Source organism: Micromonospora sp. DSM 43699 (assembly GCF_055517075.1).
Genome location: NZ_JBTMMT010000026.1, coordinates 32,670 through 45,518 on the forward strand (window position 1 = coordinate 32,670; position 12,849 = coordinate 45,518).

At 73.9% G+C, this 12,849-nt stretch carries 9 protein-coding genes; all 9 read right to left on the bottom strand.

Going from position 1 to position 12,849, the window contains the following annotated elements; all coding sequences use genetic code 11:
* Positions 1-77: 77 nt before the first annotated feature.
* Positions 78-1,193: a cell division protein FtsZ gene (gene ftsZ, locus AC0AIB_RS15230; RefSeq protein ID WP_328344408.1), complete on the bottom strand. Its 1,116-nt coding sequence runs from the start codon at positions 1,191-1,193 to the stop codon at positions 78-80.
* A 238-nt stretch (positions 1,194-1,431) separates the two neighbouring features.
* Positions 1,432-2,247, bottom strand: a complete 816-nt coding sequence (locus AC0AIB_RS15235) for a cell division protein FtsQ/DivIB (RefSeq protein WP_328344406.1) — start codon at positions 2,245-2,247, stop codon at positions 1,432-1,434.
* The gene (murC, locus tag AC0AIB_RS15240) at positions 2,244-3,722 is read right to left on the bottom strand and encodes a UDP-N-acetylmuramate--L-alanine ligase (protein WP_328344404.1); all 1,479 of its coding nucleotides are present in this window, start codon (positions 3,720-3,722) and stop codon (positions 2,244-2,246) included. Before murC ends, AC0AIB_RS15235 begins: the two co-directional genes overlap by 4 nt.
* Positions 3,723-3,753: 31 nt before the next feature.
* Positions 3,754-4,860, bottom strand: coding sequence for an undecaprenyldiphospho-muramoylpentapeptide beta-N-acetylglucosaminyltransferase (gene murG, locus AC0AIB_RS15245; protein WP_328344402.1), 1,107 nt, complete (start codon positions 4,858-4,860; stop codon positions 3,754-3,756).
* Positions 4,860-6,266: an FtsW/RodA/SpoVE family cell cycle protein gene (locus AC0AIB_RS15250; RefSeq protein ID WP_328348716.1), complete on the bottom strand. Its 1,407-nt coding sequence runs from the start codon at positions 6,264-6,266 to the stop codon at positions 4,860-4,862. The genes murG and AC0AIB_RS15250 overlap by 1 nt, the downstream gene beginning before the upstream one ends.
* Positions 6,267-6,538: 272 nt before the next feature.
* Positions 6,539-7,675: a phospho-N-acetylmuramoyl-pentapeptide-transferase gene (gene mraY, locus AC0AIB_RS15255; protein ID WP_328344400.1), complete on the bottom strand. Its 1,137-nt coding sequence runs from the start codon at positions 7,673-7,675 to the stop codon at positions 6,539-6,541.
* On the bottom strand, positions 7,672-9,084 hold the full coding sequence (locus AC0AIB_RS15260; RefSeq protein WP_328344398.1) for a UDP-N-acetylmuramoyl-tripeptide--D-alanyl-D-alanine ligase: 1,413 nt from the start codon (positions 9,082-9,084) through the stop codon (positions 7,672-7,674). The genes mraY and AC0AIB_RS15260 overlap by 4 nt, the downstream gene beginning before the upstream one ends.
* Positions 9,081-10,643: a UDP-N-acetylmuramoyl-L-alanyl-D-glutamate--2,6-diaminopimelate ligase gene (locus AC0AIB_RS15265; protein WP_328344396.1), complete on the bottom strand. Its 1,563-nt coding sequence runs from the start codon at positions 10,641-10,643 to the stop codon at positions 9,081-9,083. Before AC0AIB_RS15265 ends, AC0AIB_RS15260 begins: the two co-directional genes overlap by 4 nt.
* 52 nt (positions 10,644-10,695) lie before the next feature.
* Positions 10,696-12,714 (bottom strand): peptidoglycan D,D-transpeptidase FtsI family protein, encoded by a 2,019-nt coding sequence (locus tag AC0AIB_RS15270; protein ID WP_465096925.1) that lies wholly within the window; start codon positions 12,712-12,714, stop codon positions 10,696-10,698.
* Positions 12,715-12,849 lie beyond the last annotated feature (135 nt).

Sequence of the window (12,849 nt, forward strand, 5' to 3'; positions counted from 1 at the left end):
GCGCGGCCACCACAGGAACTGCTCGTCGTCGGCGAGGCGGTGGGCCCACCAGCGGGGTTGCTCGTCATCGGCGGGGCTCAGGAGCCGTTCTTGAGGAAGTCGGGCACATCGACGTCGTCGAAGAGCACCCGGCGCGGCGACTGCTGCGGCGGCGGCATGGTGGCCGGCGCGGAGACCGTCGGGGTCTGCGTCGTCGGCTGGTTCTGGTTGCTCTTGCGCGGCGACTCGACCGCCTTGTACGCGGGCGTGCCGCCGTCGAAGCCGGCGGCGATCACGGTGACCCGCACCTCGTCGCCGAGCGCGTCGTCGATGACCGCACCGAAGATGATGTTGGCGTCCGGGTGGGCCGCGTCGGTGACCAGCTGCGCCGCATCGTTGATCTCGAAAAGGCCCAGGTCGGAGCCACCGGCGATGGAGAGCAGCACGCCCCGCGCGCCGTCCATGCTCTGCTCCAGCAGCGGGCTGGAGATGGCCGCCTCGGCCGCCTCGACCGCCCGGTTCTCGCCCCGGGCGCTGCCGATGCCCATCAGCGCGCTGCCCGCCCCACTCATCACGCTCTTGACGTCGGCGAAGTCCAGGTTGATCAGGCCCGGGGTGGTGATCAGGTCGGTGATGCCCTGGACACCGGAGAGCAGCACCTGGTCGGCGGTGCGGAAGGCGTCCATCATGCTGATCCCGCGGTCGCCCAGGGCCAGCAGCCGGTCGTTCGGGATGACGATCAGGGTGTCGCACTGGTTGCGCAGTTCGTCTATCCCCGACTCGGCCTGCACCTGGCGGCGCTTTCCCTCGAAGGAGAACGGCCGGGTCACCACGCCGATGGTCAGCGCACCGAGCTTACGGGCGATGTTGGCCACCACCGGCGCCCCGCCGGTGCCGGTGCCGCCGCCCTCGCCGCAGGTGACGAAGACCATGTCGGCGCCCTTGAGCACCTCCTCGATCTCGTCGCGGTGGTCCTCGGCGGCGTTCTTGCCGACGTCCGGGTTGGCACCCGCGCCGAGCCCCCGGGTCAGCTCCCGACCGACGTCGAGCTTGACGTCGGCGTCACTCATCAACAGCGCCTGCGCGTCGGTGTTGATCGCGATGAACTCGACGCCCTTGAGCCCAACCTCGATCATCCGGTTGACGGCGTTGACGCCGCCGCCGCCGATGCCGACGACCTTGATGACCGCCAGGTAGTTGTGCGGAGGTGTCATCTCCGGTCCTTCCCTTCGAGATTGGCTCGCACCGCCCCGGTCGGCGTGGCCCACACCGGTGGTCGACGAGCTGTCACCAGCGAGGATCAGAGCTGAACCCTAACCCTCTACTAGAGGCTTACAGTTATGTCAACCACTGATCCTCTTCGGGGCAACGTAAGCGTCCCCACGCCGTCAGCCAAGGACCCCACCGGCGTGTCGCCGCCGGGAGCGAGCCGACTCACGTTCGTCGGGGACCTCATCTGAGGGTGACCACGTCCGGCGCGCTCACGTCGATCGTGTCGGCCTTGCGACCGAGCAGCGCCGTCGCCACCCGAGCCTTGTCCTCGCCCCGGGTGGCGTCGCCCCACACCACCGTCCGTCCGTCGCGCAGGGTCAGCCCGATCCGGGCCAGCCCCTCGACGGTCACCTCGACCAGGAGGGTCCGCAACTGCGGGGTCAGCACGGCCAGCACCTGCAACGCCGCCCGGGTGCCCGGATCGTCCGGCCCCGGGGTGGCCAGCCGCACCACCGGCAGACCCTCCGGGGGACGGGCCAGCGTCCGGAACACCACCCCGCTCCGGTCGAGCACCACGAACCGGTCGTCGCGGGGCACCACCGCCACCCCGGTCCGCTCCACCACGGTCACCACCAACGTGCCCGGCCAGTCCCGGCGGACCGTGGCCCGCTCCACGGGGGCCAGGCCACCGATCCGCCGGGCCGTCGCGGCCAGGTCCACCCGGGCCAGCGGCGCCCCGTCCGGCACCGCCGCCGCGTCGCGTACCTCGACCGGGGTGACCAGTCTGGCCCCCTCCACCCGGACCTCGCGCACCCCGAACAGGCCGGAGCCGAGCACCGCCCAGGCCACCAGGCCGGCGAGGACCAGCACCCCGGCCAGCACCGCCCAGGGCAGGGCAGCGCGCATCCGCCGCTGCCGGGCCCGGGCCATGAACCGCCGGGTGGACGGCGGCACCGCGTCGCTGCCCGCCCGGACGAGCTGCCAGCGCCGTACCGGGCCACGTCGGGAGCCGCCGTCCGCGCCCGCGGTACGACCCCGCGCCGGCCCCGGACTCATCCGGTCGTGGCGGCCGCGCCGTCCGGACCCGTAACGGTCGGGTCCGCGGCGTCCCCGGCCCGGGCGGTCAGCGCGTCGAGCAGCTGGTCACCCAGCAGCGAGATCGGCGGGGCGCCCATGGTCACCACCACGTCGCCGGGGCGGGCCCGGCGGGCCACCTCCACCGGCGCGTCGTCGAACGAGTCCACGAAGACCTTGTGCGCGGCGTCAAGCGGCACCGCCGCCAGCAACGCCGCCGACCCCTCGCCCGGCTGGCGCAGCTCGCCGGGGCCGAAGACCTCCAGCAGCACCAGCTCGTCGGCGATGCCAAGGGCGGCGGCGATCTCGGCCTGGAGATCCCGGGTGCGGTACAGCCGGTACGGCTGGAAGACCACGATCAGCCGGCCGTCGCCGGCCACCTCGCGCAGCGTCCGCAGGGCCAGGGTCATCGAGGTCGGGTGGTAGGCGTACTCGTCGTAGACCAGCACCCCGTCGGCGACACCCTTGCGCTCGAAGCGCCGGCGCACCCCCGGGAACGCGGCGAGCGCCGCCTCCGCCGCCGCCACCGGCAGGCCCAGCAGGTGGGCGGCGAGCACCGCCGAGGCGCTGTTGAGCCCCATGTGCCGCCCCGGCACCGGCAGCCGGATCTCCCCCAACGAACGGCCGTCGAGCGCCGCCAGGTAGCGCACCCCCTGGGCGGACGAGGCCATCTCGGACAGCCGCAGGTCGGCGTCGGCCGCCTCGCCGTACGTCCAGACCCGCCGGCCCTCGGCGCGCAACGTCTCGGCCAGCCGCCGGCCGCCCGGGTCGTCGGCGCAGGTGATGACGAACCCGGCCGGGTCGGTCAGCCGGGCGAAATCGGCGAATGCCGCCTCCAGGTTGGCCAGGTCACCGTAGGTGTTCAGGTGGTCGGCCTCGACGTTGGTGATGATCGAGACGTACGGTCGGTAGATCAGGAACGACCTGTCGCTCTCGTCCGCCTCGACCACGAAGTGCTCACCGGTGCCGTGGTGGGCCCCCGAGCCCACCTCGGAGATCTCCCCGCCGATCACGAAGGACGGGTCGACCCCGGCCTGCTGGAGCACCATGGTCACCATCGAGGTGGTGGTGGTCTTACCGTGGGTGCCGGCCACCGCAACGGTCCGCCGGCCGGTCATCGCCGCGGCGAGCGCCTCGGAGCGGTGCAGCACCCGCAGCCCGCGTCGCCGGGCCTCGACCATCTCCAGGTGGTCCTGCGGGATGGCCGAGGAGTAGACCACGGTGTCCACCCCGTCGAGGTTGGTCGCCTCGTGGCTCATGTGGATGGTGCCGCCCAGCGCCCGCATCCCGGCCAGCGACGGCCACTCGCGCAGCTCGCTGCCGGAGACCGGCAGGCCCCGGGTGAGGAAGAGCCGGGCCAGGCCGCTCATGCCGACCCCGCCCACCCCGATCAGATGGATCCGGCCCAGGTCCTCCGCGGTGAGCGTGCCGGCCGGGGTGAACTGCGCGGTGTTCATGCCAGGTACCTTCCCGTCGCGGCCGCCCGGCTCACCGGGCCACCGCCTCGTAGACGAAGTTGAGCAGGGCCACGTCGCCGTCGCGCCGGCCGTACGCCGCGGCGGCGGCGCCCATCGCGTGCAGCCGCTGCGGGTCGCGCAGCAGCGGGAGCACGGTGCGCTCCAACCAGGCCGGGGTCAGCTCCGCGTCGTCCACGAGCAACCCGCCCCCGGCCTCCACCACGGGCAGCGCGTTGCGCTTCTGCTCCTGGTTGGAGTGCGGGTACGGCACGTAGATGGTGGGCAGGCCGATCGCGGCCACCTCGGCGCAGGTCATCGCCCCGCCCCGGGCCAGCATCAGGTCGGCGGCGGCGTAGCCCAGCTCCATCTCGGACAGGTAGGGCAACGCCACGTAGGGCACCGGGAGGTCGGTGGGGATCGGCACCGGCTCGTTGCGGGCGCCCATCACGTGCAGCACCTGCACGCCGTTGCGGGCCAGTTCCTTGGCCGCGCCGGAGACCGCCAGGTTGATCGACCGGGCCCCCTGCGAGCCCCCGGCGACGAAGAGCACCGGCAGGTCGGGGCGGAGTCCGAAGTGGGCGCGGGCGGCGGCGCGGGCGGCGTTGCGGTCCAGCCCGGCGATGCCCCGGCGCAGCGGCACGCCGACCACCCGGGCGTCGCGCAGCGCCTCGGACTGGGCCGGCTGGTGCGGGAAGCCGACCGCGAGGTTCCTGGTGAACTTCATGCCGAGCCGGTTGGCCACCCCCGGCGGGACGTTCACCTCGTGGATCACGATCGGCATCTCGCGCCGCCAGGCGGCCAGGTAACCGGGCACCGAGACGTACCCGCCGAAGCCGACGACCACGTCGGCGGCGACCTCGTCGATCACCTTGCCGGCGGCGCGGGCCGCCTTCCACATCCGGTCCGGGGTCCGGACCAGGCCCAGGTTGACCGAGCGGGGCAGCTGGTAGGCCGGGATCGTCCGCAGGTCGTAGCCGGCCGGCGGGATCAGCTCGTTCTCCAGCCCCTTGGGGGTGCCGAGGCAGGTGATCCGGACGCCCGGGTCGTGTCGGCGCAGGCAGTCGGCGAAGGCGAGCAGCGGGTAGATGTGCCCACCGGTGCCCCCTCCACAGAGCACCACCGAACGCAGCGGACCCATCAGCGTCTCCTCTCGCTCGCCGACCCGCCCCGGGCCCGGTCCTGCCGGACGCCGCGCGGTACGGCCTGATCGTCGGGTCGCCGCCCGCGCGTCCGGGGTACGGACCCCGGGGCAGCCGACGGCGGCGCCGGTCGGCTCCGCGCGCCGGGAAGCGGCGGCAACGGGGCCCAGACTAGTCGGACCCATCGGGCGGGCGGACGGGCGTGCAGGGCTCGCGCCGCGTCGGGTTCGGCGCGGGCGAAGGAGGCGAGCATGCCGACCGCCGCCAGGGTGACGACCAGGGCGCTGCCGCCGTCGGAGATGAACGGCAGCGGCACCCCGGTCAGCGGCAGCAGCTTGGTCACCCCACCGATGTTGATCACGGCCTGGCCGACCAGCCAGGCGGTGACGGCGGTGGCGGCCAGCCGGCGGAACGGGTCGGCGACCCGGCGGGCGATCCGCAGCCCGGTGTAGGCCAGCACGGCGAAGAGCACCAGGATGACGGTGCAGCCGACCACGCCCAGCTCCTCGGCGATGACGGCGAAGATGAAGTCGTTGTGGGCGGCCGGCAGCCAGCCGAACTTGAGGCTGCCCTTGCCGAGACCGACGCCGAACCAGCCGCCGTGTTCGATGGCGTTGCGGGCCTGGACCATCTGCCAGCAGGCGTCCTCGACGCACTTCGCCGGGTCGGGCGTGTCGAGGAACGAGGTGAGCCGGGCCAGCCGGTAGTTCTCCTTGCCCCGCGCGCCGGAGCCGGCCCCGAGCGAGGCCACCGCCACCAGCAGGCCGATGCCGACCAGGCCGACCGCGGAGAGGGCGGCGAAGACCCGCAGCCGCACCCCGGCCGCCCAGAGCAGCCCGACCACGATGGCCAGCAGGCAGAGCATGCTGCCCAGGTCGTTGTAGCCGACCAGCACGAAGAGCAGGCCGACCACCGGGAACAGCGGGGTGGCCAACTCCTTCCACCAGCCCAGCGCGGCGCCCTTGCGGGCCACCACGTGCGCGCCCCACAGCACCAGCGCCAGTTTGGCCAACTCGGCCGGCTGCACCTGGATCGGCCCGAGGTAGAGCCAGAGCAGGTCGGCCTGCAGCGGCCCGAGGGACTCCAGCCCGAACAACGCGTCCAGTGCCCCCAGCAGGTTGAGCACCAGCAGCAGCACCACCGCGCCCCCGAGCAGGGGCCGGCCCAGCGAGCGGAAGGTGCTGGCCGGCAGCCGCTGACAGGCCCAGAACGCGACGATGCCGATCACCGCGAAGATCGCCTGTTTGGTCACCGAGGCCGCGGCGTCGCCCGCCTCGGCGTAGTCCCGCACGCTGGTCGCCGAGAAGACCATGGTCAGGCCGATCAGCAGCAGCAGACCGGCGCTGGACAGCAGCAGGTAGTAGGAGGCCAACGGGCGGGCCAGCAGGCCGCGCAGCGCCGCCAGGCCGCCGGCCGGCCCCAGCCCGGCCAGCGCCCCGGGCGGGTCGGCGGTACGCCCCGCGCCGGTGACCCGCCGCGGCTGGGTCTGCGTCGTCGTGCCGCTGCTCGTGCCTCGGTCCTCCCCCACCCGCCCATCATCGCCGTTACCGGCGGCCCGTTCCGGCCGTTCCCCCCGGTCGGCGTGTCGAAATGCGAAAAGGGGGCGCCTCCGGTAGTGAGGAACCCCCTTCTCGTGGTCGGGCGTGGGACGCACCGTCAGGAGTGTCCGCGGCCGGGTCAGCCCATGCTGGCCAGGAAGTCGCTGTAGAACAGGCCGAGCGCGATGGCCACCCCGATGCCCGCGATGATCCAGAACCGGACCACGATGTTGACCTCGCTCCAGCCGGCCAACTCGAAGTGGTGCTGCAGCGGCGACATCCGGAACACCCGCTTGCCGGTGGTCCGGAAGGAGATGATCTGGATCACCACGGACATCGTGATGATCACGAAGAGCCCGCCGAGGATGGGCAGCAGCAGGACCGTCCGGGTGGACATCGCCATCCCGGCGATCAGGCCGCCGAGGCCCAGCGCGCCGGTGTCGCCCATGAAGATCCGGGCCGGCGAGGTGTTCCACCACAGGAAGCCCACGCAGGCCCCGGCCGCCGCCCCGGCGATCAGCGCGATCTCCAGCGGGTCCCGGACGGCGTAGCAGTAGTTGTCCGGGTTGGCGGTGTACGTCGGGTCGGCGCACCAGTGCCGGTACTGCCAGAACGCGATCAGCGCGTACGCGGCGAGCACCATCACCGACGCGCCGGTGGCCAGCCCGTCCAGACCGTCGGTGAGGTTGACCCCGTTGGTCGCCGCCATCACCACCAGGATGATCACGATCACCGAGGCGATCTTGCCGATCTCCAGGGCCGGGATGTCCCGGATGAAGCTCAGCGTGCTGCTGCCCACTGTCTCGGTGTTGGTCGTCGCGCCGCTGGCGTCGGTCATGCTGCTCGGGAAGTAGAGCGCGACCACCCCGAAGATCGCCCCGACCAGGATCTGCCCGAACAGCTTGCCGCGCTTGTTCAGCCCGCCGCTGTGCCGCTTGCGCACCTTGAGGAAGTCGTCGATGAAGCCGACCGCCCCGGAGAAGACCATCAGGCCCAGCAGCACCAGCGCGGTGATGGTCGGCTCGACCTGGGCGATCTGCGCGTCCGGCAGGGTGGTCAGGGCGAGGTGACCGGCGACGTACGCGATCACCGTGGCCAGGATGAAGACCACGCCGCCCATCGTCGGTGTGCCCTTCTTGCCCTCGTTGCTGGCCAGCCCGAGTCCCGAGCGGATCGGCTGGCCGGCCTTGAGCCGGGCGAACACCTTGATCGCCAGCGGGGTGGCCAGCAGCGAGACCAGGAACGCCACCCCGATGGCGACGATGACCGCCCTCACGCGGCACCCCCCGCGCCGGCCCCGTCACCATCGCCGTCGGCACGCAGCGCGTCGGCCACCTCCCAGGTGCGGTACCGGGAGCCCTTCACCAGGACGACGTCGCCCGGTCGTAGCTCGCTGCGCAGCACCTCGACGGCCGCCGCCTGATCGGTGAGCAGCACCGACTCTCCTCCCCAGTCACTTACCGCTGTCGCGCCCTCGTGGATCGGCGCGGCCGGCTCACCCACCACGAGCAGCCGGTCGACACCGAGTTCGGCCGCGAGCCGGCCGACCTCCCGGTGCCCCTCGTCCTCGTACGCGCCCAGCTCGGCCATGTAGCCGAGCGCGGCGAACGTCCGCCCGCCCCGGTGCATCCCGGCCAGCGCGCGCAGCGCCACCGCCGTCGAGGCCGGATTGGCGTTGTACGAGTCGTCGATCACGGTCACCCCGTCGGACCGCGTGAAGACGTCCATCCGGCGGGTGGAGACCAGCCCCAGGTCACCCAGGGCCGCCGCCAGCTCGGCCAGCGGCATGCCCAGCTCCCGGGCGACCGCCGCCGCGGCGAGCGAGTTGGAGACCTGGTGCCGGCCGGTCAGGCCGAGCCGCACCGGCGCGGTCCCCTCCGGGGTGACCAGGGTGTACGCCGGCCGACCCCGCCCGTCCAGGGTCACGTCCACGGCGTGGACGTCGGCGTCGGCCGACTCGCCGTAGCGGACCACCCGGGCGGCGGTGCGGGACGCCATCGCGGCGACCAGTGGGTCGTCGGCGTTGAGCACGGCCAGCCCCTCGGCCGGCAGCGCCTCCACCAGCTCCCCCTTGGCCAGGGCGATGTTCTCCACCGAGCCGAACTCACCCAGGTGCGCCACCCCGACGTTGAGCACCACCGAGATCCGCGGCGGCACCACGTCGCAGAGGTAGCGGACGTGCCCGACGCCCCGGGCGCCCTTCTCCATCACCAGGTACCGGGTCTGCGCGGTGGCCTGCAACGCGGTGTACGGGTGGCCCAGCTCGTTGTTGAACGACCCGGGCGGGGCCACCGTCGGGCCGAGTCGCACGGCGAGCTGGGCGATCAGGTCCTTGGTGGTGGTCTTGCCCGACGAACCGGTCAGCCCGATCACGGTGAGGCCGGGCAGCCGGTCCACCACGGCACGGGCCAGCCGGCCCAGCGCGGCCAGCGCGTCGTCCACCAGCACCATCGGCACCCCGGGCAGCTCCCGGGTGCCGAGCACCGCCACCGCACCGGCGGCGACCGCGCCGGCGGCGTAGTCGTGCCCGTCGACCCGCTCGCCGGGGAAGGCCACGAAGAGCGCACCGGCGACGACCTTGCGGGAGTCGAACTCGACCGGGCCGGTGACCCGGGCGTCCGGGTCGGCGGCGTGCAGCCGACCGCCGACCGCCGAGGCGACCTCGGCCAGGCTCAGCGCGATCACCGTCGACCCGCCAGGTCGCCGAAGCGGACGCGCAGCGCCTCCGCCAGCTCGGTGCGGTCGTCGAACGGGTGCACCTCGCCGGCGATCTCCTGACCGCGTTCGTGTCCCTTGCCGAGCAGCGCCACCACGTCGCCCGGCTCGGCCAGCCGTACCGCCTCGGCGATCGCCTCCCGCCGCCCCGGCACCTCGATGATCCGGGCGGCGGCCGCGACGCCGTACGCGCCGGCCAGCACCTCGGCCCGGATCGTCGCCGGGTCCTCGGTACGCGGGTTGTCGTCGGTCACCAGCACCACGTCGGCCCCCCGGGCGGCGGCGGCGCCCATCACCGGCCGCTTGCCCCGGTCCCGGTCACCCCCGGCGCCGATGACGCAGATCAGCCGCCCGGTGCCGGTGCCGCGCAGCGCGGCCAGGGCGGCCACCACGGCGTCGGTCTTGTGCGCGTAGTCGACCACCCCGCGCACCGGGGCGTCCCCACTGACCAGTTCCAGCCGGCCGGGCACCCCGCCGCAGGCGGCCGCCCCGGCGGCGGCGGTCGTCGGGTCGACCCCGGCGGCGACGAGGGTGGCCACGGCGAGCAGCGCGTTCGCCACGTTGTGCCGGCCGGGCAGCGCCACCCCGGCGGGCAGGACGAGGTCGTCCGGGCCGTGTGCGGTGAACCGCTGGGCGTAGCCCTCACCACCGACCCGGTCGGCCCACCAGGTGGCGGTCGGGTCGCCGGCCGCGGAGTAGCTGACCGTCGCCGGCCGGAACAGCGGCCGCAGCGCCGGGTCGTCGTGGTTGAGCACCTCGACCCGGCAGCGCCCGTCGAAGAGCTTCGCCTTGGCCGCGAAGTAGTCCGCCGAGTCGGCGTGGAAGTCGAGGTGGTCGGAGCCGAAGTTGGTGTAGCCGCCGACGGTGAACCGGACCCCGCCGACCCGCCCCATCGCCAGCGCGTGGCTGGACACCTCCATGACCACCGCGGTCACCCCGCGTTCCCGGGCGGCGGCGAGCAGGGCGTGCAGGTCGGTGGCCTCCGGGGTGGTCCGGACGCTGTCGATCACCAGGTCGCCCAGCCGGGTCTCCACCGTGCCGATCAGGCCGGTGACGTGGCCGGCGGCGCGCAGCCCGGACTCGATCAGGTAGGCGGTGGAGGTCTTGCCGGCGGTGCCGGTCACCCCGATCACGGTGAGTCCGTCGGTCGGGTCGCCGTAGACCGCGGCGGCCAGCTCGCCCAGCACGGCCCGGGGGTCCGGCGTCACCAGGACGGGCAGCCCTGTCGCGCCGGCCGCCGCGGCACCGGCCGGGTCGGTCAGCACCGCCACCGCACCGGCTTTGGCGGCACCGGCGGCGAACTCCGCGCCGTGCCGACGGGCGCCGGGCAGCGCGGCGTACAGGTCGCCGGGGCGGACCTCCTGGCTGGCGTGGGTCACCCCGGTCACGACCAGCTCGGCGGCGTCGGTCGGCGGCGCTACGGCGAGCCGGTCGGCGAGGTCGCCGAGCCGGACTCCGGGCACGGTACGGGGGCGTGGATTGCCGGGCACGGCGTCAGACCCTACCCGGTCGTCCGGTTCCGGCCGCACAGCCGCCCCGATGGTTCGTCGGCACTCACCGATGATGTCCCGCCGTTCCCGGTCAGCGCGGAAAGACCTCGAAGTTGGGGGATTTCCCGCGCGACGGCGGGACCCGGTAGTGACGCAGCGTGAAGCCCATCATCTCGCGGAACGCCGGGGCGACGACCGCGCCGCCACCGCCCTCGGGATTCCAGACGAAGACCGCCACCACGTACCGGGGGGCCTCCGCCGGGGCCATCCCGATGAACGAACCCACCTCGCCGGGCTGCTGCTTGCCGTCGACGTAGCGCAGCCCGGTGCCGGTCTTGCCGGCGATCCGGTAGCCGGGCACCGCGGCGGCCAGGCCTGTCGCGCCGTCGACGGTGGTGACCGCCTCCAGCAGGGTACGCAGCGCGGCGGCGTTGCTCGGGCTGAGCACCGAGCGGGTGACCGGGGCGGCGGACGGGGTGCGCTTGCCGTCCGCCCCGACCACCTCCTTGATCAGGTGCGGCTGCACGTAGGTGCCGTCGTTGGCGATGGTGGCGTACGCGGCGGCCATCTGCAGTGGTGTGGCGTCGACGCTGTGCCCGATCGGCACCGACCCGTACGACGAGCCGCTCCACTTGTCGGCCGGGAGCAGCCGGCCCGACGCCTCGCCGGGCATCCCCTCGCCGGTGGGCTGCCCCAACCCGAACCGCTTCTGGTAGTCGATCAGCCGGTCCGGACCGAGCCGGTCGCCGATCTCGATGGTGCCGACGTTCGACGAGTAGGCCAGCATCCCGGCCACGCTCAGCTTCTTGCCCTCGGCCGGGTGGGTGTCGCGGAAGGTGACGTCGCCCTTGGTGATGGTGTTCGCGACCGGCCAGGCGCTGTCCGGCGTGATGACGCCCTCCTGCAACGCCGCGCCGTAGGTGATCGCCTTGTGCACCGAGCCCGGGTCGACCACGAAGCTGCTGGCCGCGTCCTCCCGGTCGGTGGGCCGGCTCCGGTCCGGGGTGGCCGCGTTGTAGGTCGGGTTGCTGGCCTGGGCCAGCACGTCACCGGTCTTGGCGTCGAGCACCACCGCCGCGCCGATCGCGCCCCGGGTCTGGGCCATCTGCCTGCTGAGGATCTGCTGCGTCTGGAACTGGAGGTCCCGGTCGATGGTGAGCACCAGCGAGCTGCCCGGCTTGGGGGCGGTGGTCTGGCTGTAGCCGCCGGGAATCGCCGCGTTCAGGTCGCCCGCGCCGGCCTCGTACACCCGCCGGCCGTCCTGCCCGCGCAGCAGGTCGTCGTAGCGGGCCTCCAACCCCTCCAGTCCGTCCATGTCCAGACTGGTGAAGCCGACCAGGTTGGCGGCCAGGTCACCGCCGGGCACCTCGCGGCGTTCGTCGCGGTGGGTGCCGATGCCGGCCAGGTCGAGCGCCTCGATCTGCTTGGCCTGCGCGATGTCGACACCCCGGGCCAGGTACCGGAACTGGAGGCCGCCCTTGCGCTTCATCTTCTCGGCCAGCTCGGAGACCGGGATGCCGAGCAGTGGGGAGAGCAGCTTCGCGGTCTCCGTCCGGTCCTTCACCAGGGTCGGGTCGACGAAGACGTACCGCGCCTCGACGCTGCGGGCCAGCGGCGCGCCGGTGCGGTCCTCGATCGACCCGCGCGGGGCCAGCAGGTCGATCCGGGTGAGCCGGCCGCTGACGCCACCCCCGGCGTACGCCGGGGTGTCCACGGCCTGCAGGACGACCAGCCGGATGCCGATCACGGCGAAGATCGCCAGCACGAGCACGGTGCCCAGCCGCAGCCGGCGACGGGGTTCGGCGAGCTTCGGCGGGCGGCGCGGCTTGCGCACCGGTCGCCGGCCGGCCGGCCGGTCGGTACGGCGGGGCATCTCGGTGCGGCGCGGGGTACGGCCGGGCACGTCACCCCGGCGCGGGGTGGTGCGCCCGGGCCGACGGCGCGGTGCGGGCGGCTCGGCGAACTCGTCGTCGTCGGGGACGGCCCGCGGCGGCACGGTCCTGATCACGCCGGTGCGACCGGTGGCGGCCTCCCCCCGGCGGCCGGTCCGGTCGGCGGCGGCCTCCCGGCGGCCGGCCCGGTTGGCGGCGGCCCGACCACCGTCGAGCACCTGGAGGGCGGGGCGGAACGGGTCGCCGGACCGCCCGGCGCGCGGAGTACGTCGCTGCCCGCCCCGGTCCTCGCTGCTCTCCCGGATGGTCCGGCCCCGCGGGGTGTACGCCCGCGCGTCGGAGATCCCACCGAC

Bases quoted from the DNA above. Each gene is read 5' to 3' on its own strand.
- ftsZ (WP_328344408.1), bottom strand. From the start codon at position 1,193: ATGACACCTCCGCACAACTACCTGGCGGTCATCAAGGTCGTCGGCATC.
- AC0AIB_RS15235 (WP_328344406.1), bottom strand. From the start codon at position 2,247: ATGAGTCCGGGGCCGGCGCGGGGTCGTACCGCGGGCGCGGACGGCGGC.
- murC (WP_328344404.1), bottom strand. From the start codon at position 3,722: ATGAACACCGCGCAGTTCACCCCGGCCGGCACGCTCACCGCGGAGGAC.
- murG (WP_328344402.1), bottom strand. From the start codon at position 4,860: ATGGGTCCGCTGCGTTCGGTGGTGCTCTGTGGAGGGGGCACCGGTGGG.